The sequence below is a fragment of the Pseudomonas sp. H2_D02 genome (assembly GCF_054677635.1).
Window position 1 is genome coordinate 3,699,316 of record NZ_CP162816.1, and the last position, 19,815, is coordinate 3,719,130.

Annotated in this window: 17 protein-coding genes; 11 read left to right on the forward strand and 6 right to left on the reverse strand. The window is 63.5% G+C overall.

Annotated elements, in window-relative coordinates; genetic code table 11:
• Window positions 1-234: 234 nt before the first annotated feature.
• From nirB to AB4N42_RS17045, 3 genes are all read left to right on the forward strand, one after another.
• On the forward strand, window positions 235-2,796 hold the full coding sequence (nirB, locus tag AB4N42_RS17035) for a nitrite reductase large subunit NirB (RefSeq protein WP_323155519.1): 2,562 nt from the start codon (window positions 235-237) through the stop codon (window positions 2,794-2,796).
• Entirely contained in the window at window positions 2,796-3,167 is a 372-nt protein-coding gene (gene nirD, locus AB4N42_RS17040; RefSeq protein WP_030140672.1) for a nitrite reductase small subunit NirD, read from the forward strand. Before nirB ends, nirD begins: the two co-directional genes overlap by 1 nt.
• A 158-nt stretch (window positions 3,168-3,325) precedes the next feature.
• Window positions 3,326-3,766 (forward strand): CBS domain-containing protein, encoded by a 441-nt coding sequence (locus tag AB4N42_RS17045; RefSeq protein ID WP_407683268.1) that lies wholly within the window; start codon window positions 3,326-3,328, stop codon window positions 3,764-3,766.
• Between the two features lie 167 nt (window positions 3,767-3,933).
• Here the strand turns inward: AB4N42_RS17045 and AB4N42_RS17050 are convergent, their stop codons facing one another.
• Together AB4N42_RS17050 and AB4N42_RS17055 are read right to left on the reverse strand one after the other, a co-directional pair.
• A complete protein-coding gene (locus tag AB4N42_RS17050) occupies window positions 3,934-4,971 on the reverse strand; it encodes an AraC family transcriptional regulator ligand-binding domain-containing protein (RefSeq protein WP_460115038.1) in 1,038 nt (345 codons plus the stop codon).
• Window positions 4,972-4,980: 9 nt separating this feature from the next.
• Entirely contained in the window at window positions 4,981-5,895 is a 915-nt protein-coding gene (locus AB4N42_RS17055) for a GGDEF domain-containing protein (protein WP_460115039.1), read from the reverse strand.
• A 444-nt stretch (window positions 5,896-6,339) separates the two neighbouring features.
• Here AB4N42_RS17055 and AB4N42_RS17060 point away from each other — a divergent pair, with 444 nt between their 5' ends.
• The 5 genes from AB4N42_RS17060 (at window position 6,340) to AB4N42_RS17080 (ending at window position 12,891) form a co-directional block, all read left to right on the forward strand.
• Window positions 6,340-8,862 carry a TonB-dependent receptor gene (locus AB4N42_RS17060; RefSeq protein ID WP_460115040.1) on the forward strand — a complete coding sequence of 841 codons (2,523 nt, stop codon included), beginning with the start codon at window positions 6,340-6,342 and terminating at the stop codon, window positions 8,860-8,862.
• 122 nt (window positions 8,863-8,984) lie between these two features.
• Window positions 8,985-10,838 (forward strand): phytase, encoded by a 1,854-nt coding sequence (locus tag AB4N42_RS17065; protein WP_258650991.1) that lies wholly within the window; start codon window positions 8,985-8,987, stop codon window positions 10,836-10,838.
• Window positions 10,839-10,902: 64 nt separating this feature from the next.
• Window positions 10,903-11,610, forward strand: coding sequence for a protein TolQ (gene tolQ / locus AB4N42_RS17070; RefSeq protein ID WP_431145452.1), 708 nt, complete (start codon window positions 10,903-10,905; stop codon window positions 11,608-11,610).
• Between the two features lie 13 nt (window positions 11,611-11,623).
• Complete coding sequence (gene tolR, locus AB4N42_RS17075) at window positions 11,624-12,070, forward strand: protein TolR (RefSeq protein ID WP_460115041.1); 447 nt, start codon at window positions 11,624-11,626, stop codon at window positions 12,068-12,070.
• Entirely contained in the window at window positions 12,067-12,891 is an 825-nt protein-coding gene (locus AB4N42_RS17080) for an energy transducer TonB (RefSeq protein WP_198796415.1), read from the forward strand. Before tolR ends, AB4N42_RS17080 begins: the two co-directional genes overlap by 4 nt.
• Here the strand turns inward: AB4N42_RS17080 and AB4N42_RS17085 are convergent.
• The 4 genes from AB4N42_RS17085 to AB4N42_RS17100 are packed head-to-tail and all read right to left on the reverse strand — an operon-like array spanning window position 12,884 to window position 17,515.
• Complete coding sequence (locus AB4N42_RS17085; protein ID WP_030140681.1) at window positions 12,884-13,360, reverse strand: response regulator; 477 nt, start codon at window positions 13,358-13,360, stop codon at window positions 12,884-12,886. The genes AB4N42_RS17080 and AB4N42_RS17085 overlap by 8 nt on opposite strands.
• The gene (locus AB4N42_RS17090; RefSeq protein ID WP_217859548.1) at window positions 13,357-15,669 is read right to left on the reverse strand and encodes an ATP-binding protein; all 2,313 of its coding nucleotides are present in this window, start codon (window positions 15,667-15,669) and stop codon (window positions 13,357-13,359) included. The genes AB4N42_RS17085 and AB4N42_RS17090 overlap by 4 nt, the downstream gene beginning before the upstream one ends.
• Window positions 15,666-16,334, reverse strand: a complete 669-nt coding sequence (locus AB4N42_RS17095; protein WP_198796416.1) for a response regulator — start codon at window positions 16,332-16,334, stop codon at window positions 15,666-15,668. The genes AB4N42_RS17090 and AB4N42_RS17095 overlap by 4 nt, the downstream gene beginning before the upstream one ends.
• Window positions 16,331-17,515: a sensor histidine kinase gene (locus AB4N42_RS17100; protein WP_431145454.1), complete on the reverse strand. Its 1,185-nt coding sequence runs from the start codon at window positions 17,513-17,515 to the stop codon at window positions 16,331-16,333. Before AB4N42_RS17100 ends, AB4N42_RS17095 begins: the two co-directional genes overlap by 4 nt.
• 172 nt (window positions 17,516-17,687) lie before the next feature.
• Here AB4N42_RS17100 and AB4N42_RS17105 point away from each other — a divergent pair, with 172 nt between their 5' ends.
• The 3 genes from AB4N42_RS17105 (at window position 17,688) to AB4N42_RS17115 (ending at window position 19,790) form a co-directional block, all read left to right on the forward strand.
• Window positions 17,688-18,209, forward strand: a complete 522-nt coding sequence (locus AB4N42_RS17105; protein WP_030140685.1) for an SgcJ/EcaC family oxidoreductase — start codon at window positions 17,688-17,690, stop codon at window positions 18,207-18,209.
• Window positions 18,210-18,336: 127 nt separating this feature from the next.
• Window positions 18,337-18,846: a sigma-70 family RNA polymerase sigma factor gene (locus AB4N42_RS17110; protein WP_030140686.1), complete on the forward strand. Its 510-nt coding sequence runs from the start codon at window positions 18,337-18,339 to the stop codon at window positions 18,844-18,846.
• Window positions 18,843-19,790, forward strand: a complete 948-nt coding sequence (locus tag AB4N42_RS17115; RefSeq protein WP_198796418.1) for a FecR domain-containing protein — start codon at window positions 18,843-18,845, stop codon at window positions 19,788-19,790. The genes AB4N42_RS17110 and AB4N42_RS17115 overlap by 4 nt, the downstream gene beginning before the upstream one ends.
• Window positions 19,791-19,815 lie beyond the last annotated feature (25 nt).

Consider the following 19,815-nt stretch of genomic DNA (forward strand, 5'->3'; position numbering starts at 1 on the left):
GTTTGGCACGCTCGCTGCAAGACGTTGTCCAGGTCCACCGTGAACACAATCGAGTGGGCAGCCCCGTCGGTCAACGAAGATCGAGTGCCAGCAGGCCGGGGGATAACGGTAGATCAGGGCGCAGTCGCCGGATCGATACCGCACAGAACAGGCAAAGACGCCTGGAACCGCAAGGTTTCAGGCGTCTTTTTTTTGCTTTCAAAAAACCGTGATGGGCTTTTGTCGGGTGCTTTTATGAATTCCAACGTTGCTTCCCTGAACAAGCTGCAAACGCTGATCGTGATCGGCAATGGCATGGTCGGCCACCACTGCGTCGAGCAACTGATCGAGCGCGGCGCCCTCAACCATTACCGCGTGCATGTCTTCAGCGAAGAGCCGATGCGTGCCTACGACCGCGTGCACCTGTCCGAGTATTTTTCCGGCCGGGACGCCGAATCGCTGGCCTTGGGCGAAGCCTCGTTGTACCAGACCCCTGGCGTCACGCTGCACCTGGGCGTGCCGGTACTGGAAATCGACCGTCAGGCGCACGAAGTGGTCACCGCCGGGGAACGCATCCGCTACGACAAGCTGGTGCTCGCCACCGGTTCTTACCCGTTCGTGCCACCGATCCAGGGCGCCGAAGGCGATTCCTGCCTGGTCTACCGTACGCTCGAAGACCTCGACGCCATCCGTAACGCCGCCAGCAATGCCCGTCGTGGCGTGGTGGTCGGTGGCGGCCTGCTGGGCCTGGAGGCGGCCAACGCCTTGAAAACCCTTGGCCTGGAAGCCCACGTCGTCGAATTCGCCCCACGGCTGATGCCGGTGCAACTGGACGAGCAGGGCGGGCTGGCCCTCAAGGCGCGCATCGAGAAACTCGGCGTCGGCGTGCATTTGTCCAAGGGCACCCAATCCATCAGCACGGGTGAGCAATACCGCTATCGGATGAACTTCGGCAGCGACGATTTCCTCGAAACCGACCTGATCGTGTTTTCCGCCGGTATCCGCGCCCAGGACGCCCTGGCCCGCCAATGCGAGCTGCAAATCGGCCCGCGCGGTGGCGTGGTGATCGACGATCATTGCCAGAGCAGCGACCCGGACATCTACGCCATCGGTGAATGCGCGGCGTGGAATGGCAGCATCTTCGGGCTGGTCGCGCCGGGCTACCAGATGGCCCGCAACGTCGCCGCGCGCCTTTGTGGCGAAGCCGGCGAGGCCTTCACCGGCGCGGACATGTCCACCAAGCTCAAGCTGCTGGGCGTCGATGTCGGCTCCATCGGCGACGCGCACGGCCATACGCCGGGTTCGCGCAGCTTCCAGTTCATCGACGGAACCAGCGCCAGCTACCGGCGCCTGGTGGTCGATGCTGACGGCAAGCGCGTGATTGGCGCCGTACTGGTCGGCGACAACAGCTACTACGACACGCTCTTGCAGTACATGCAGAACGGCATCGCCTTGCCCAAGGATGCCGCCAGCCTGATCCTGCCGTCCTCCGAAGGCGCCCCGACACTCGGCCCGGCGGCGTTGCCTGAAGCCGCGACCATCTGCTCGTGCCACAACGTCACCAAGGGCTCGATCTGCTCGGCCATCGACGGCGGCTGCACCGATCTCGGCCAGCTCAAGTGCGACACCAAGGCCGGCACCGGCTGCGGCGGTTGTGCGGCCCTCGTCAAGCAAGTCTTTGAGCACGAACTGATCGCCCGTGGCGTCAGCGTCGATAAGAGCCTGTGTGAACATTTCGCCTACACCCGCCAGGAGCTGTATGCGCTGGTGCGAGTGGAAGGGATCATCAGTTTCGAAGAGCTGTTGGCCAAACACGGTCGCGGCCACACCGGTTGCGACCTGTGCAAGCCGGCGGTGGGTTCGATCCTGGCGTCGTGCTGGAACCAGCCGATCATGGATCCGCACCTGGTGCCATTGCAGGACACCAACGACACCTTCATGGCGAACATGCAGAAGAACGGTACCTACTCGGTGGTACCACGCATTGCCGGTGGGGAAATCACCGCTGACAAACTGATCGCCATCGGCGTCGTCGCGAAGAAATACGACCTCTACACCAAGATCACCGGCGGCCAGCGCATCGACTTGTTCGGCGCGCAGTTGCACCAGTTGCCGGACATCTGGGCCGAACTGATCGAAGCCGGCTTCGAAACCGGCCACGCCTACGGCAAGTCGACGCGCACGGTGAAGTCCTGCGTGGGCAGCACCTGGTGCCGCTACGGCGTGCAGGACAGCGTGCAAATGGCCCTGACCATCGAGGACCGCTACAAAGGCCTGCGCTCGCCGCACAAGCTCAAGTTCGCCGTGTCCGGTTGCACCCGTGAATGCGCCGAAGCCCAGAGCAAGGACGTCGGCGTCATCGCCACCGAAAAAGGCTGGAATCTCTATGTGGCCGGCAACGGCGGCATGCGTCCGCGCCACGCCGAGCTGTTCGCCACCGACCTGGACGACGCGACGCTGATCCGCTACATCGACCGCTTCCTGATGTTCTACATCCGCACCGCCGACAAGCTGCAACGCACCTCGGTCTGGCGTGAAAGCCTGGAAGGTGGCCTGGACTACCTCAAGGACGTGATCATCCACGACAGCCTGGGCCTGGGTGCCGAGCTCGAAGCGCAGATGCAGTTGGTGGTCGACCGCTACGAATGCGAGTGGGCCAACGCCTTGAAGGACCCGGAAAAACTCAAGCGCTTCCGGACCTTCGTCAACGACAAGCGCGGCGATCCGGACGTTCATTTCGTCCGCGAGCGCGGCCAGCGCCGGCCGGTGCATGCCGGCGAACTTCACCTGATTCCCGTCACCGAGGAGGTGCTCTGATGAGCCAGTCAAACGTCGTTCGTATCGCTCAAGAACCCCAGCAATGGCGCGCCCTGTGCAGCCGCGAGGACCTGGTACCGAACTCCGGCGTGGTCGCCTGGCATGACGGCAACCAAGTGGCGCTGCTGTACCTGCCGGAACATGCGGACAAGCCGTTGTACGCCGTCGACAACCGCGACCCGAAGTCCGGCGCCAACGTCATCGGTCGTGGATTGCTGGGCAACATCAAGGGCGAACTGGTGATTGCCTCGCCGATGTACAAACAGCATTTCCGCCTGGAAGACGGCCATTGCCTGGAATACCCCGAGCAGCGCCTGCGGGTGTGGCCGGTGCGGCTCAACGGTGATGTGGTGGAGATTGGCGAAGACTGATTGGCTTACCCATTTGTGGCGAGGGGATTTATCCCCGCTGGGCTGCGCAGCGGCCCCAAATTCTTACGGTCGCTACGCAACCGAGCAGGGATCAATCCCCTCGCCATAGGAATGGTTTCGCTTGAATTATTGTTTTATTCGCAACCTGGGGATTAACAATGAAAACCGCCGCCCAACTGGTAAGACTCAAGAGCGTGCAGAACCAGCAGGTCCACAGCATCGCACCGGAGCAGACCGTGCTCGAAGCGTTGCAGATCATGGCCGAGAAAAACGTCGGCGCATTGCCGGTCATCGAAGGCGGGCAAGTGGTGGGGGTATTCAGCGAGCGGGATTACGCGCGCAAAATGGTGCTCAAGGGCCGCTCATCCGTGGGCACTACGGTGCGCACCATCATGAGCACACCGGTGATCACCGCCGACAGCCAGCAAAGCATCGACCGCTGCATGGAAGTCATGACCGACAGCCACTTGCGACACCTGCCGGTGCTGGATAACGGCGAGTTGATCGGACTGCTGTCCATTGGCGATCTGGTGAAGGAATCACTCGTCGAGCAAGCGGACCTGATCCGGCAGTTGGAGCATTACATTCGCGGGCATTGAGTCTGCATAGGCTCCAACAGTGCTCTTGTGGCGAGGGAGCTTGCTCCCGCTCGGCTGCGTAGCGGCCGCAGGATCTCGGGCTTGCTGCACCCGAGGTGTCGGACCGGTCCAGCGGGAGCAAGCTTCCTCGCCACAGACACCCATCGCCCCCAGAGGGTCGCCTGCTCCTATCCCAACGCCAGCAACTGCCGGATCAGCTTCGGCGTACTGCCGGTCCAGCGCTTGAATGCCCGGCGGAAGTTCGCCGTATCGTTGAAGCTCAGGTACTGCGCCACTTCCTCGTTGCTGAACCCCTTGATCTGATACAGGTACAGCGCCACGTGCGTGTGCACCCGGTCCACCTGTTGCTGGAACCCGGTGTGGTGCTTGTGCAACTTGCGCTTGAGCGTCGCCGGGCTCATGGCGAAGGCTTGTGCGGTCTGTTCCAGGCTTGGCGTTTGCTGTACGTGGGCATGCAGATAGTCGTAGAGGCAGTCTAGGAAGCTCGACGCGAAACCCAATTGGTCGACCTGCTCCCGGGCTTCGATCCGCGCGACTTGGCCAGCGGTCGCCGAGGTGTTGGGCCAGGGTTGGGCCAGGCAATGACGGGGCAGGCGCATCATATCCAGCGGTCGATTGAACTGGCTGTTCTCGCCCAGGTGCACCCAATATTGTTCGACGTAACGCGGTTCGTCGTGGCGAAAATTGCATTGCCAGGGCAGGCGTTCACCGCTGAGCCAGGCACTCATCGCGACCATCGACGTCATGCTGGCTTCAAGCACGAAGCGCCACTGCTCATCGGCGCCGCAGCTGTCCAGCCAGTGGATGTAAGCGTAATGCTCGTCCAGCAACAAACGAGGTGCGGCCAACGGGCTGAGCAGCAGTTGATAGTCGAGCAGTGTGTCCAGCGCCTGATGCAGATTCTGGGCGTGACGCAGGGCATGGCTGGCCGGTCCGTAGTGGCCGGGCAAGAGTCGCTGGCCGAACAGGAAGCTGCTGTCGTTGGCATCCAGCAGCCGTCGGCTGTTATCGATCAGGCCGAGAAACTGTTGCGGGCTGATGCGGCTTCGGCCTGCGAGGATATCGTCGTGGAACAGGCCGGTGCCGCGCAGCAGGCGATGACTGTCGATGTCCCGCGACAGCGCCAGGTCGATCAGCGTCGCCGGTTGATAGTGCCCCGCAATGAAGCGGCTGTCGGATTCGTACCAATGGGTCTTGAGTGTCATCGGCCAGCCTCAGGCGCTTTTCGCCAGCGTGTGCCGGGTTTGGGCCAGCGTCAGGTTCAGGCGTTTGAGCAAGGCTTCAGGGGTTTCGTCGAACGCCATCACCACCGCCGTGCTGGCCGCCAGTTGCAAGCGCTCGCCGTGTTGCCGGGTCTTGTGGGCGAGGCTGCGAACCGCCTGTTCCAGCTCCTTGGCCTGGCGCAGGCCCTGACTTTCACCCGTGTCGGGCAGCAGCACGACGAAGCGGTCACCGGCGAGGCGGCATACCAGGTCCTGGCGCCGCAGGTTCATCACCAGCAGTTGGCTGACGGCTTGCAACACGGCGTCGCCTTCGCTGTGACCGAAACGCTGGTTGATCGCGGAGAAGTTGTCGAGGTCCAGGGCCAACAGCGACAGGGGCTGCTGCCGGCGCCGGCTGTCCTCCAGGCTGGCGGTCAGTTCATGCTTGAGAAAGTCCGCGCCGCCCAAAGGCGTGAGTTTGTCGAACAGACGGTGCTCGCGAAACAGCCGCTCGCGCTTCTCCATCTGCCCGTTGATCGCCAGTTGCTCGCGGTGCCAATGGTAAATGCCCAGCGTCAGCAGGATCATGCCCACCGGCATCGGTCCTGATTCGAGCCAATGATCCCAGGTGATGGTGTCGGGCAGATGGATGAACTCGTCGAGGCTGTCGATCCACCAGGAAAAGAAAATGCAGCCCAGGCCCAGGACCAGGTAGTTGGTCACCCGCCCGGCGGGGCGGCTTTTCAGGACCAGGCCCAGCCACACCAGCGCCAGCAGCGCCGAGCCACCCTCGCCGAGAATGTCCAGCCAGATCCATTGCTCCACGGGTTTGATCGAACCGTTGGCCAGATGCAGGATCAGCCCGAGGTTCGCCGCCAGCAGTAGCAGGGCGAGTTTGAGGCGATGCGGGCGTAGCGTGGAAAACATGGGCTGGAATCCTTTGCCAGAAGCGGAATGCGGCCCAGCACAGCAGATGAATGTGACAGGGCGGTGACGGTGGGTGATGGGGTGGGGGAGGTCGAATCAGCTCATCGGTTATTCGGATTTTTTGCGGCAACACCGCCCCGTGGCGAGGGAGCTTGCTCCCGCTCGACTGCGCAGCAGGCGCAGATGGTCTGCCAGGACCGTGGTGCTTGGTTTTGGGGGCGCTGCGCACCCCAGCGGGAGCAAGCTCCCTCGCCACGGAGTTTCCGAGCGCGGTTCCAGTAGGTCATTTCAGCTCATTCAGGCTCGCCAGCCCCCCTAAATAAGCTGATTGCAGCCCCTCCAGCCAAGCCCTGTCACAGAACCGTCATTCCCCACCCCTAGCGTGCCCTCCCAGTTGCCGGGCCGTTGCCTGGCGGATATTCGGATTCCTGGGGGAGGACCACCATGCAGCACCGCACCAGCACCGCCGGGCTCGTCGGTTTTACGTTTACCGCCTTGGCCATGGCCGTGGCCAGCGAGCGATTGAGCGCTGCCGAGCCATCGGCCACCGAGCACGTCGAGGTGGTCGGCCAGGCCGCCAGTATCGACCAGGCCCTCAAGGAGCAACGCAGCGCCGACAGCATCAAGAGCGTGGTGCATGCCGACGGCGTGGCGCAGTTGCCGGATGAGAACGTCGCCGAAGCGGTGCAGCGCCTGCCGGGCATCAGCGTCGAACGCGACCAGGGCGAAGGTCGCTTCGTCAGCGTGCGTGGGCTGGGGCCGGACCTCAACAGCGTGACCATCAATGGCACGCTGGTGCCGGCCCCGGAGAGCGAGCGTCGCGCGGTCGCCCTCGACGTGCTGCCCTCGGAGCTGGTGCAGTCGCTGTCGGTGATCAAGACCCTGACGCCGGACATGGACGCCAACTCCCTGGGTGGCACGGTGGACGTCAAGAGCCTCTCGGCTTTCGACCATGATGGCCTGTTCTACACCGGCAGCAGCGAAGCCAGCTATGACAAGAACACCGCCCAGACCAGCCCGAAATTTTCCGGCGCCATCAGCGATCGTTTCAGCCTGGGCGACGGCATCGACAACTTCGGCGTCGCTGCCGCGCTGAGCTGGCAGAAGCGTGACTTCGGTTCGGACAACGTCGAAACCGGCGGTGCCTGGGATTTCGAGCAAGGCTCACGGCTCGAAGAGTTCGAACAGCGCGACTACGACATCCGCCGCGAGCGCGCCGGTGGCGGGCTGAATTTCGACTACAAGCCCGACGATTTCAGCAGCTATTACCTGCGCACGCTCTACAGCCGCTACAAAGACACCGAAACCCGCAACGCCGCCAGCATTGCCTTCGACAACCCGCAGGCACCGGGCGAAATCGGGCCTGCCGAGGGCGAACGCAAGCTCAAGCAGCGTGAAGAGACCCAGGAAATCCAATCCTATGTCCTCGGCGGCGAGCGCCTGTTCGGTCTCTGGACCTTGAGTGGCCAGGCCGGCTACAGCGAGTCCAGCGAGGACAGCCCCGGCCATATTGCCGGCGCAACGTTCAAGGGCATCGATGGCTTTGACGGCGGTTTCTACGACAGCGACAAGCCGCGGCCGATCGTTGGCCCAGGCTTCTACGATCCCAACAAACTCAGCCTCGACAAGGTGGAGTGGGAGCAACAGAAAACCACCGACACCGAGAAGAACCTGCGCCTGGATCTGGCCCGCGATTATGACTTGAAAGGCTACGCGTCCCAGGTGAAGTTCGGCGGCAAGGTCAGCCGGCGCGACAAGGACAACGATCTCGACGCCTGGGTCTACGAGGATTTCGATGACCTGGGCTTCACCGACGAGCAACTCAATCTTGGCCAGTTCCAAAAGGGCACCGTGGATTACCGCCTCGGCCGGTTCGGTCCGGGTATCAGCGCCGACGCGATCAAGCAACTGCTGGGAGGTCTCGATCGCGATGCTTTCTTCGATGAGCAGGAGTCGCGGGTCAACGACTTCAAGATGAGCGAAGACATCAACGCCGCCTACCTGATGAACACCGTCGATGTTGACGATTGGCGCTTCATCGCCGGCATGCGCTACGAGGGCACCGAGTTCGAGGCCAAGGGCACCGGCGTCACCGACGGGGTCTTTACCGACACCGATACCCGCCGCCGATATCACCATTGGCTGCCAGGCCTGCACGCGCGGTATCAGCTGGACAAGAACACCCAGGTGCGCGCGGCCTGGACCAAGTCCGTGGTACGGCCAACCTTCGGCCAATTGGCGCCGGGCTTTGTCATCGACGATGACGAGGCCACCTTCGGCAACCCGGACCTCAAGCCGCTGGAATCGAGCAACCTGGACCTGGGCATCGAACACTTCATGGGCCGCGCCGGCACCGTCTCGGCGTTCGTGTTCTACAAGGACATCCAGAACTTCGTCTACAACACCGACCTGGCCGGCACTGGCGCCTGGACCGATTTCGCCGAAGCCCACAGTTTCGCCAACGGCGACAGCGCCAAGCTCTATGGCCTGGAACTGGCTTACTCGCAAAAATTCGATTGGCTGCCAGCGCCATGGAACGGCCTGCTGCTGGGCGGCAACGCGACGTTCAGTCGATCCGATGCGCAAATCGAAGGGTTCGACCAGGCCAGCGGCACCCAGCGCAAGCGCAGCATCGACCTGCCAAACCAGTCGGACACGGTCGGCAACCTGATGCTGGGTTGGGAAAACGACAAACTCAGCCTGCGCCTCTCTGCCAACTACAAATCGGCCTACCTGTATGAGCTGGCCTCCATCAGCGACCGCGACCATGACCTGTATGTCGATGCCCAGACCTTCGTCGATTTCAGTGCCCGCTATTCGCTGACCAAGAATCTTCAAGTCAGCCTGGAAGCCCAGAACCTCACTGACGAGCCGTATTTCGTCTACACCGGCCACCGTTCCTACAACGGCCAGTACGAGGAATACGGACCGACCTACAAGCTGGGGCTGACGTTTACCCATTTTTGAATAGACCCCCATCCGCTGTGGCGAGGGAGCCGTTCAAGTTTGGCTCCATGACAAGGATTTTTCCGTTGAATACAAAGCTGTCTTTACCCAAGCATTACCTGCTGGCGTTGATCGCCTGCCTGATGACCAGCCACGCACAGGCCGCTCCAAGCCTGAAGCTGCAACCCTGGGCCCAGGACCTGTCGGCGAACGCGGTGGCGTTCCTGCCTGGCGAGGCCGCCACCGGGCGGTTGTTGGCCGGACGCGATGGGTTGTTGCTGCTCGATGACCAAGGGCGTGAACTGAGCCGCTTCAACGGCGCGTTCGATAGCCTGGATACCCGCGCCCTTGGCGCAAACGTGCTGGTGACCAGCCTCGACAGCGACCGCCAGCAAGCGCTGCTGGTCAGCCTTGATCCGCAGAAGCGCCAGTGGGGCACACCGCTTTATCTGCCAGCGCGGGATTTTCCGGTGAACGGCCTGTGCCTGTACCGCGACGAGGCGAGCAATCTGTTCGTGTTCCTGGTGGGTGAAGAAGGCCGGGGCGAGCAGTGGCTGGTGGGCCATGGCGAGCAGCTCAGCGAGCCCGCGCAACGGGTGCGTGGCCTGCCGTTGCCGCCGGATGCCACGACGTGCCAGGTACAGGACGACGCCAACCAATTGTTCGTCAATGAAGAGCGGGTGGGATGGTGGGCTTATCCGGCGTCCTCCGAGGCCGAGTCCGTGCGGGCGCCCGTGGCGATGCGGGCACCGTTCGGTGATATCCGCCAAGTGGCCGGTGCCATGGCCGCGCTGCCCGGGGGCATGCTCGGGTTGGACCCGCAAGCGGCGCAGTTGAATGTGTATCAGCAGCAAGGCCAGGCATGGGTCTCCAAGGCCGGTCTTCCGCTACTGGGCCTGAAAGAGCCGGAAAGCCTCGCGGTGCGGATGACGAAACGTGGCGTCGAGCTGTTGCTGCGTGACGATGACAATGGCCGCCTCTACCAAGGCGACATCGATTGGCAGCCCACCCCGGTGCCATTGGCACCGAGGTTGCCCAACGTGGCCGCCATCGCCCAGAGCGAGCCGGTCGCCCGCCAAGGTGATGCGGCGGATGACCCGGCGATCTGGGTCCACCCGACCACACCCGCCCTGAGTCGAGTGCTGGGCACCAACAAGAAGCAAGGCCTGTTGGCTTACGACCTGCAAGGCAAGTTGTTGCAAGAGCTGCCGGTGGGTCGCCTCAACAATGTCGATGTGCGCAGCGGCTTCAAGTTGGGCTCGCAGACTGTCGACCTGGCCGTCGCCAGCAACCGTGACCGCAACAGCCTGAGCCTGTTCAGCATCGATCGCGCCAGCGGTGAGTTGCGTGAAGCTGGCGAAGTCCCGACGCCGCTCAAGGAAATCTACGGGATCTGCCTGTTCCAGCCCGAAAGCGGCGAGCTGTATGCCTTCGCCAATGGCAAGGATGGGCAATACCTGCAATACCGCTTGCACGCTGCGGATGGCTCGATCAAGGGCGAGTTGGTGCGCCAGTTCAGCGTCGACAGCCAACCCGAAGGCTGCGTGGCCGACGACCTGCGCCAACGGTTGTTTCTCGGCGAGGAAGACGTCGGCGTCTGGACAATGGATGCCCGTGCCGACCAACCGGCAACCCTGGGCAGCGTGATCAAGGTCGGCGCGCAACTGCACGCTGACGTCGAAGGCATCGCCTTGTACCAAAGCGCCGGCCACGACTACCTGGTGATCTCCAGCCAGGGCAACGACAGCTACGTGGTGCTCGATGCCCAGCCGCCCTATGCCGTGCGTGGAACCTTCAGGGTCGGGTTGAACGCCGCGGCGCGAATCGACGGTGCTTCGGAAACCGACGGCCTGGAGGTGGTTTCGGCCAACCTCGGGGGGGCTTGGAGCCGAGGCCTGCTGGTGGTCCAGGACGGGCGCAAGCGCATGCCTGAGCAAGCCCAGAACTTCAAGTTCGTGCCTTGGGCCGACGTGGCGAAAGCGCTAGGCCTGCCTTGAGCGGCGCCGTCATCAACCGGTCACGAACATTTCATGCAATAGCAGCCCGATAGGAGTTCAACCCATGCAAGCCACACTGGAACACATGACGATCTGGGGCTTGATCAGCGACGCGAGCCTGCTGGTCAAGGCGGTCATGCTCACATTGTTATTGGCTTCGTTGCTGAGCTGGTACCTGATCATCCAGCGCAGCAGCGTGCTGCAGCGCAGCGAGCGCCAATTCAACGGTTTCCTCCAGCGCTTTCGCAGCAGTGCCGATCTGCTGCCGCTGTACCGCGAAACGGCCCAGGCCCGAGCGGAGGACGGCGGCGTGTTGCCGGTTTTCCACGCTGGTTACAAAGCGTTCACCCAGTTGAGCCTGCCTTCGGGCAGCCCTGCCGTGGTGCTCGAAGGCGTCGAACGCTCGCTGCACGTGGCGATCAGCGAACAGGAGATCCAGCTGGAAAAGGGCCTGCAGTTTCTCGCCACCGTCGGCTCGGTCAGCCCTTACATCGGCCTGTTCGGTACCGTCTGGGGAATCATGAATGCCTTCCTGGGATTGTCCCAGGTGCAACAGGCCAGCCTTTCCACCGTGGCGCCGGGCATCGCCGAAGCCTTGATCGCCACGGCCATCGGCCTGTTTGCCGCGATTCCGGCGGTGGTTGCGTATAACCGACTGGCTGCGCGCGGGCAGACGCTGCTGACCCGTTATTACGCCTTCGGCAACGAATTGCAGGCGCGCTTGCACCACAAGTTGCACGGCGCCTCGGTAAACCTGGCGACGGCCGCGTGAAGGGAGAGGGCAGATGTTAGTCAAGCCGCAACGCAAGCACGGGCCCAAGGCCGAAATGAATGTGGTGCCTTACATCGATGTCATGCTGGTGTTGCTGGTGATCTTCATGGTCACCGCGCCGATGCTGACCCAAGGTGTGAAGATCGAGCTGCCCAAGGTTGCCAGCGAAGCCTTGGCCAACGACAGCCGCCAGCGGATCCTGACGTTGTCGGTGAAAGCCGAGGGCGGTTACTACTGGAACCTCGGCGGTGAGCTGGACACCCACCAGCAGACCGACAGCGCGGTGGACCTGGAGCAACTGCGCATGAAGGTGGCGCAGGTCGTGGCCGAGCACAACGATACCCAGGTCTATATCCGGGCCGATGGCCACGCCGATTACGCCCGGGTCGTCGCCGCCATGGCGGCCCTGCAGCAAGGCGGGGTAAGCAACCTGGGACTGGTGACCGAGGCTGAACGATGACGGCGATGATCATGCACGGTTCGTCCACGGGTTGGCCCGCGCTGGAGCGTGACGGTTTTTGGAGAAACGGCTTGGCGGCAGGCGGTGCCGTGGCGTTGCACGCCGCCGTTGTCGTCATGCTGGCGGCGGGTTGGACAGTGGAGAAACCGCTAGTGGAGGCGCCTCGGGTGTTGCGTACGCAACTGGTTATCCTGCCACCGGCGCCGATTCCTGAGGCGCCCGCGCCCGTGGCAGTTGCCGCGCCGCCATCAATCGAAGCGCCTGCGCCACCGGTCGAAGCGCCACGTCCCAAGCCGGTCGAGACAACGCCTGATCCGCAGCTCCAGGCAAAGAAGCTGGAGCAGGCAGCTGTAGCTCGCAAGCGGGTCGAGGAACGCAAGCGCGAGCAACAGGCCGATGAGCAACGGCAGCGCCAGGAAAGCGAACGTCGTCGGCACGAAGCCGAGCAGCAGACTGCCCGGCAACAGGCTGTCGAGCAACAACGCCAGGCCCAACAGGCCGAAGCGCTCGCCCAGCAACGTCGTGCCGAACAGGCGCGCCTGGCCGCCGACAGCCGCAGCTATCTGCCCCTGAGCAAAGAGGCCCCGGACTATCCGCAACGGGCACTGGACAAAGGGTTGGAAGGTGATTGCACCGTGGAATACAGCGTGACGCCGGAAGGGAAGATCGAAAACCCGAGGGTGCTCGATGGCTGTCACCCATTGTTCATCCGACCGTCCCTGGCGGCCGCCCAGACATTCCGATACCAGCCGCGGATCGTTGATGGCAGGGCGGTCCCGGTGCCGGCGGTCAGGAATACGTTTCACTACCGAATCAAATAGTCTGGTGGGCCTCGGTGGTGGGCCGGTGCTGACGCAGCAATTCGATTTGTTGGGCGGGGACCAAGGTGCGCAACGATTTATAAAGCGCCCGGGTTTCCAGCAGGTTCCACACGCGCAGCATGGTTTCCAGCGCATCGAGGGGTTTGCTGATGAAGTCCCGCGCGCCCAGCGCCAACGCGCGCAAGCGAGTGTCGCGGGTGGCGTCGGCGGTCAGTACCAGGATCGGCAAATAGTCATTGGCCGGGATCCGCCGGTTGAGTTGCTCCAGCACGGCGAAGCCGTCGAATGCGGGCATATGCAAGTCGAGGATAACCAGGTCCGGCTCGAAACTGTTGAACAGGTCGAGGGTGCGCAACGGCTCGGTGCTGCTCAGCACATTGTGCAGCCCCTCACGGGCCAGCAACTGCTCCATCAGGTCCAGGTTGGGGCGCTGATCGTCAATGATCAGGATGCGCAAATCGCGATTCATGCGGACTCCGGTAGATAGCGTTCGAGATGGCCGAGGAAGGCCTGGATATGAATGGGTTTGGTCAGGATCGCCGTCGCCCCCGCATCGTGCAAGGCGCGGTGGGTCAGGTCGCTGGCGTCGGCGGTGATCATCAGCACCGGCGTCGACGCGGTGGTCGAGGATTGGCGCAGGCGGCGCAGCACTTCCAGGCCATCCAGGTCAGGCAATGTCACGTCCAGCAAGATCAACTGCGGCGTGTGCTGGCGAGCCAGGTCGAGGCCCATCTGGCCTTGCATGCTCGACAACAACTGGATCCCCGGACGGCGCTGCATCAAGGTTTCGATCAGGGCCAGGCTCGACAGGTTGTCTTCGATGCACAACACCTTGCCATCGAATTCGGTACGCGGTCGCGCCACTTCCAGCGCAACCATGGGTGGCAGTTGAGAGCCGGACACATGGGCGCAGGGCAGTTGCAGGGTGAAGCAGCAGCCTTGTCCCGGATCGCTGCGCACTTGCAGGCTGCCTTGCATCATCTCCAGCAGGCTCTTGCTCAGGGAGAGTCCGAGTCCGGTGCCTTCGACCTGGGGATCGGCGCCGAGGCGTTCGAATGGCTTGAACAGCTGGTCCAACAGCTCGGGGGCGATGCCTTGCCCGGTGTCGCTGATGGCGATGCTGACCTGGGGGGCTTCGATGAGGACCTCGATGCGCACCTCGCCGCCCGGTTGGTTGTACTTGATGGCGTTGGACAATAAGTTCAGCAGCACCTGGACCAGGCGCTGGCGGTCGGCAAGCACGCCGCTGCCGTCGGGCAGCAAGGGGAGCTCGGCCAGGTGGATGCCGGCGTCGGCGGCCATTGGCGACACCAGGGTCAACGCCTCGTGCAGCACCGCCGGCAATCCGATCGGTTCGATGTTCAGCGGCAAGCGGCCCGCTTCGATCCGGGCGATGTCGAGCACTTCGTTGATCAACGCCAGCAAATGCTGGCCGGCCCGCAGGATATGACTGACGTGGGGACGCTGGCCGGCAACGGAATCCATGTCCAGCAGTTGCGCGAAACCCAGGATGGAATTCAACGGCGTGCGCAGTTCATGGCTCATGCGCGACAGGAATTCACTCTTGGCGCGACTGGCGCTCTCGGCTTCTTCACGGGCCGTGCGCAGGGCGATCTCGGCGGCACGCCGGTCGGTAATGTCGCGGGTGATTTTCGAGAAGCCGCGCAGGGCGCCGGTGCTGTCGTATTGCGCGGTGATCACCACGCTGGCCCAGAAGCGACTGCCGTCCTTGCGGCATCGCCAGCCTTCTTCCATGTAATGGCCGTCGCGGGTGGCCTCGAGTAACGCCATGTCCGGGTGCGCCGGGCATTCTTCGGCCAGGTAGAACAGCGAGAAATGCCGGCCGAGTACTTCCTGCTCGGTATAGCCCTTGATCCGTTCGGCGCCGACATTCCACGTGATGACGTGGCCCTGGGCGTCCAGGGCGAAAATCCCATAGTCCTTCACGCCGTCGATGATCAGCCGCAGGCGTTCTTCGTTATCGCGCAAGGCGCGCTCGCGCTCGGCGAGCAACTGCCCGGCCTCCACCAGGCGGGTACCCAGTTGGCCGATTTCATCCCGCTCCGGCGGTTGTGGCAGCAGCGGTTGGCCCAACGCCAGGCGCTGGGCATTGCCTTGTACCTTCTGGACCCGGGCAACGATGCCCTTAGACAGGAACAGCACCGCGACGATGGCGCCAAACAGTCCGCACACCGCGGCCAGCAGGGTTGCGAACAGCAGGCGCATGCGCGTGGCCGAGGCAGCGGCGCTGCGTTCGGCAAGCAGGGCGTCCTCGCGTATGCGCATGGCGCTGATCTGTTCGCGCAACACGTCGAGGACCTGTTTGTTTTCGATCAGGATCGCGGTGATGGTTGCGGTGTCATCGCCCTTGCCCGTGCGCAGGGCAACCAGCCCCTTGAGTTTCTCGGCGATCAGCGGCGTGATGGTCTTGAGGTGCTCGCGCATCCTGGCGTCGCGGATATTGTGGTCCAGGCGTTGCAGCGCGGCCTGGATCTTGGGCGTGGCCTGTTCATAGCCGGGCAGGAAATCTTCGCGGCGGGTCAGCAGATAGCCACGCACGCTGGCGGCCGCTTCGGCCAGCAAGGTGTGCACTGCCTGGATGTCGCCCTGTACCAGCAGCACCCGTCGTACATCTTCTTCGGCGCGGGCGGTCTGGCGCTCGGTGATGTAGATCAGCACCAGGGACAGCAGCAAGACCACCAGCGGCAGGGAGATCACCACCAAGGCCTTGCCGCGCAAGGGCAGGTTGGCCCAACGGCGGGCGGCGAGAAACCTCATGGCCATTGTCCGGAAGGCTGCGCGACCAGCCCAAGGGCGACACCGCGTACCGCGGCCTGGGTCCGGTCGGCGGCGCCAAGCTTGCCGATGACCCGCTCCACGTGGGCTTTCGCAGTGCCGGGGGCGATGCCGAGTTTTTCACCAATCTCACGGTTGCTGAACCCACTGGCGACCAGGCCGAGCACTTGTCGCTCCCGTGTCGTCAGGGCCTGGACCTGTGGCGCACCGCTGGCGCCGCGCTCGGCCATGCGCCGCAAGAGGCGGGCGCTGACTGCGCTGTTCAGGGCCTCCTCGCCCTGGGCGACCCGTTTCAGCGCATCGAGCATCTCTGCACGGCTGGCATCCTTGAGCAAATAGCCGACGGCTCCCGCTGCGATGGCGGCCTCGAGGTGGTCGGGGCTGTCGTCCATGGTGAAGACGATCACTTTGATCTGTGGCTGGCGTTGCTTGAGGATGCGCGCCGCACCGAGGCCGTTGAGCACCGGCATGCGAATATCGAGGATGGCGATGTCCGGTTGCAACCGCTCGCACAGGTCGAGTGCCTCCTGGCCGTCGCAGGCCTGGCCGACCACTTCGAACCCCTCGATGCCGGCCAGCATGGAAATGAAACCGGTGCGGGTGACTTCGTGATCATCGGCCAATAGCAGGCGCAGGGGACGGTTCATGAATGTGCTCCTTGGGTGGGCAGCGGCACGCTGGCCGACAAACGAGTGCCGCCATCGGGTTCGCTGCGACAGTCCAGATGGCCACCGAGCAGGCTGGCGCGTTCCTGCATCGCCGCCAGGCCCAGGTGGCTGGAGCCACGGCTTTCGATGGGCAGTTCGAGGGCAAAGCCACGGCCATCGTCCTCGACCCGCAACGTGGCCCGCCTGTCATGCACCGCCAAGCCCAGGCATACCTGCCGGGCTCGGGCATGCTTGAGGATGTTGTTGATGCCTTCCTGGGCGATGCGGAACAGGGCGATCTCAATGTTTGCCGGCAGTCGCACGGCATTGTGCTCGGCCCAGTCCACCATTAGCCCGGCCTCGCGCAGGCGATCGGCTTCCTTGTCGATGGCGCTGTACAAGCCGAAATCGTCCAGCACATGGGGGCGAAGGCCGCCAATCAATTGCCGACTCTCGCCGACGCAGCGCTGGGCCAGGTCGAGGATGGCCTGGAGCTCGTTGTCCAGCGCCGACGGCATTGGCGGGCAGCGCCCGGCGAAGCCTTGCAGACGCTGGTGCAGCCCGGCGAGGTTCTGCGCCAGGCCGTCATGAAGGTCATACGCCACGCGCTTGCGTTCGTCTTCCTGGGCGCTGAACAGTCGATGGACCAGCTCGGACATCGTCCGCTCCCGGGCTTGCAGCGCCTGGAGCAGGCGGCTGTTCTCCAGGTGTGCCGCCAGCAGCGTCGCGAGCAATTGCAGGGATTCGATGTCTTCGTTGTCGGGGGCGCCCAAGGGCACGCTGTTGCCCAGCAGCAGGGCACCAAACACGATGCCGTCGGCCCCTCGCAACGGCACGCGCAAGACCTGCGCCAGGGCTTTGCCGGGGCAGTCCAACCATTGCGGTTCGGGCGCCGAGGGCTGCGCCAGGTTCGCGAGCAGGCCGAGCCCCTCGGCACTACCGTGGCTGGCAACGGTTTGCAGCGTGGATTCCGGCGTCCACTCCAGCAACAGGCCATGGTCCATGGCGACGAATGCGCACGCTCGCTGCACCGCCCGCTGGCGCATCTGCACCAATGGCAGGCGGGTCAACTCATGGCCGGTGCCCAACAACAGGCCCAGGCGTGCCGCGCGACTTTGCGACTGGCGGTATTGGCTACGGATCGCCAGGGCACTGCCGGGGTCGTGGGGTGGGCTTTGCATGAGAAACTCCAGCATGGACGGGAAGTGGCCTGGTTCGGATGGCGTCATTAGACCTTGCGATCGGCACTCAGCCTATCTGCCGAATGGCATAGGCGATCAGCACCGGTTGGCCGATGGCGAGCGCCGGGTGAATCGGCAAAGTGTGGCCATTGAAACCCAAAGGACCACAACGATGAAAATGAAAACCTGTGCCATCGCCGCTTTTTTCCTGCTGGCCGCGCCATTTGTCCAGGCCGTGGAAACAGTGCCGTTCGTATACCGCACCGTCGCCGAGCAACCGCAGAAGCAAACCGACCGGGAGATTGCCGGGTTGTTCGACCGTTGGAACGCGGCACTGCAAACCGGCAGCGCCAGTGCCGTGACAGCGCTCTACGCGCCGGACGCGATATTGCAACCGACTGTGTCCAACAAGGTGCGCAGCACACCTGAGCAGATCCAGGATTACTTTGCGCACTTCCTGACCGGCAAGCCGGTGGGCGTGATCAATTACCGGGAAATCCGTCACCTTGGGCCGGACGCTGCGATGGACAGCGGAGTCTATACCTTCACCCTGACCCAGGCGGACGGTACCAAGCGCGAAGTCCAGGCGCGCTACACCTTCCTCTACGAGCGACTCGACGGGCAATGGAAGATCATCAACCATCACTCGTCGGCCATGCCTGAAGTGCCGAAGACACTCCACGCCAGCCATTGAGATCGGCGGCGCCCTGGTGATCCAGGGCGCCGGTTTCATACATTCCCGTATTAAAGCCTTGGAATAGCCCGCGGATATTAATTAGAATCAGTCTCATTCACGACATTCTAGTCCAGGGCTTCCTCACATGCTTGATGCAGCAAAGCCGGCGGAGCACGCCCTGCATGCGTTATACCGCGATCACGGCGGATGGCTCGAAGGTTGGCTGCGGCGTCGCATGGGAAACGCCTGGGATGCCGCCGACCTGCGCCAGGATACGTTCCTGCGTGTGTTGTCCAGTGCCCAGCCATTGGCCGACCTGCAAGAGCCGCGCGCGTACCTGCTGACGGTGGGGAAGCGGCTGTTGAGCAACTTCTATACCCGCCGCAACCTGGAACAAGCCTATCTCGACGCGTTGGCGAACCTGCCTGAAGCCTGTGCACCGTCGCCGGAACAACGTTGGCTGCTGCTCGAAACCCTGCACGCCCTGGATGAACTGCTCGACGGCCTGCCGCCGCTGGTGCGCAGGGCATTCCTGTGGAGCCAGCTCGAAGGGCTGGGCTACCGGGACATCGCCGAGCGCCTGCAGGTGTCCGAGCGCACCGTCAAGCGCTACATGGCCCAGGCTTATGAGCATTGCCTGCTGGTGGACCTTTGACTCGCCAGGCGCCGACGCCCGAGGCCCGCGAAGTGGCCCGTGCGGCAGCCCGGTGGCTGGCGATGATCGAATCCGGCGAGGAGGGCGTCGACCACGTCGCGCTGCAACGCTGGCGCGACAGCAACGCGGAGCACGAGGCCGCGTGGCAGAAAGCCCAGCAACTGCGCCAGCGATTCGCCGGGGTGCCGCCTTCGTTGGGCATGGCCACCCTTGATCGTCCGGCGCTGGCCCGCCGCGCCGTGCTCAAGCGCGCACTGGGCGTCGCCGCCCTGGTGCCAACGGCCTGGCTGTTGGGCCGCGAATTGCCACTGGACGTCTGGCGCGCCGACCTGCACACCGCCACCGGTGAGCAACGCCGTTGGACCTTGGCCGATGGCAGCAGCTTGCAGTTGAACACCGACAGCGCCGTGGACCTGGACCTCAAGGCCCGTCGCCTGGTGCTGGTGCGCGGAGAGATTTCCCTCAGGGTCAGCGGAACCACGCCTTTGGCGGTGCAAGGGCCGTACGGCGTCATCACGATCGATCGAAGCGAAGCGTGTATCCGCCTGGATGAGCGCAGCTGTCATGCCTCGGTGCTCAGCGGCTCGGTATTGCTACAACCGTTACGCGGCCCAGCGGTGACGCTGGAAGCGGGGCAGCAAATCGACCTGCAAGCCTCTGGCGCGGGGCCAGTCGACAGGTTCGACGTCGCACAGTTGGGTTGGCGTGAGGGTTTGCTCGTGGCGCAAGACCAGCCCCTTGGGGATTTCCTCCGTGAACTGGACCGTTATCGTCCGGGCGTGTTGCGCTGGGACGAAACCCTGGAATCGCTTCGTGTCACCGGCAGCTTCCGCCTGGACAACACCGATCGCATTCTCGCGTTGCTTTCGGCCAGCCTGCCCCTGGAGGTGCAGATGCGCACCCGCTACTGGGTCACCTTGATGCGGCGAAAAAACATCGCCTGAAGCCTGTCCCCTTTTTTTGTCTCGC

Bases quoted from the DNA above. Each gene is read 5' to 3' on its own strand.
- nirB (WP_323155519.1), top strand. From the start codon at position 235: ATGAATTCCAACGTTGCTTCCCTGAACAAGCTGCAAACGCTGATCGTG.
- nirD (WP_030140672.1), top strand. From the start codon at position 2,796: ATGAGCCAGTCAAACGTCGTTCGTATCGCTCAAGAACCCCAGCAATGG.
- AB4N42_RS17045 (WP_407683268.1), top strand. From the start codon at position 3,326: ATGAAAACCGCCGCCCAACTGGTAAGACTCAAGAGCGTGCAGAACCAG.
- AB4N42_RS17050 (WP_460115038.1), bottom strand. From the start codon at position 4,971: ATGACACTCAAGACCCATTGGTACGAATCCGACAGCCGCTTCATTGCG.
- AB4N42_RS17055 (WP_460115039.1), bottom strand. From the start codon at position 5,895: ATGTTTTCCACGCTACGCCCGCATCGCCTCAAACTCGCCCTGCTACTG.
- AB4N42_RS17060 (WP_460115040.1), top strand. From the start codon at position 6,340: ATGCAGCACCGCACCAGCACCGCCGGGCTCGTCGGTTTTACGTTTACC.
- AB4N42_RS17065 (WP_258650991.1), top strand. From the start codon at position 8,985: ATGACCAGCCACGCACAGGCCGCTCCAAGCCTGAAGCTGCAACCCTGG.
- tolQ (WP_431145452.1), top strand. From the start codon at position 10,903: ATGCAAGCCACACTGGAACACATGACGATCTGGGGCTTGATCAGCGAC.
- tolR (WP_460115041.1), top strand. From the start codon at position 11,624: ATGTTAGTCAAGCCGCAACGCAAGCACGGGCCCAAGGCCGAAATGAAT.
- AB4N42_RS17080 (WP_198796415.1), top strand. From the start codon at position 12,067: ATGACGGCGATGATCATGCACGGTTCGTCCACGGGTTGGCCCGCGCTG.
- AB4N42_RS17085 (WP_030140681.1), bottom strand. From the start codon at position 13,360: ATGAATCGCGATTTGCGCATCCTGATCATTGACGATCAGCGCCCCAAC.
- AB4N42_RS17090 (WP_217859548.1), bottom strand. From the start codon at position 15,669: ATGAGGTTTCTCGCCGCCCGCCGTTGGGCCAACCTGCCCTTGCGCGGC.
- AB4N42_RS17095 (WP_198796416.1), bottom strand. From the start codon at position 16,334: ATGAACCGTCCCCTGCGCCTGCTATTGGCCGATGATCACGAAGTCACC.
- AB4N42_RS17100 (WP_431145454.1), bottom strand. From the start codon at position 17,515: ATGCAAAGCCCACCCCACGACCCCGGCAGTGCCCTGGCGATCCGTAGC.
- AB4N42_RS17105 (WP_030140685.1), top strand. From the start codon at position 17,688: ATGAAAATGAAAACCTGTGCCATCGCCGCTTTTTTCCTGCTGGCCGCG.
- AB4N42_RS17110 (WP_030140686.1), top strand. From the start codon at position 18,337: ATGCTTGATGCAGCAAAGCCGGCGGAGCACGCCCTGCATGCGTTATAC.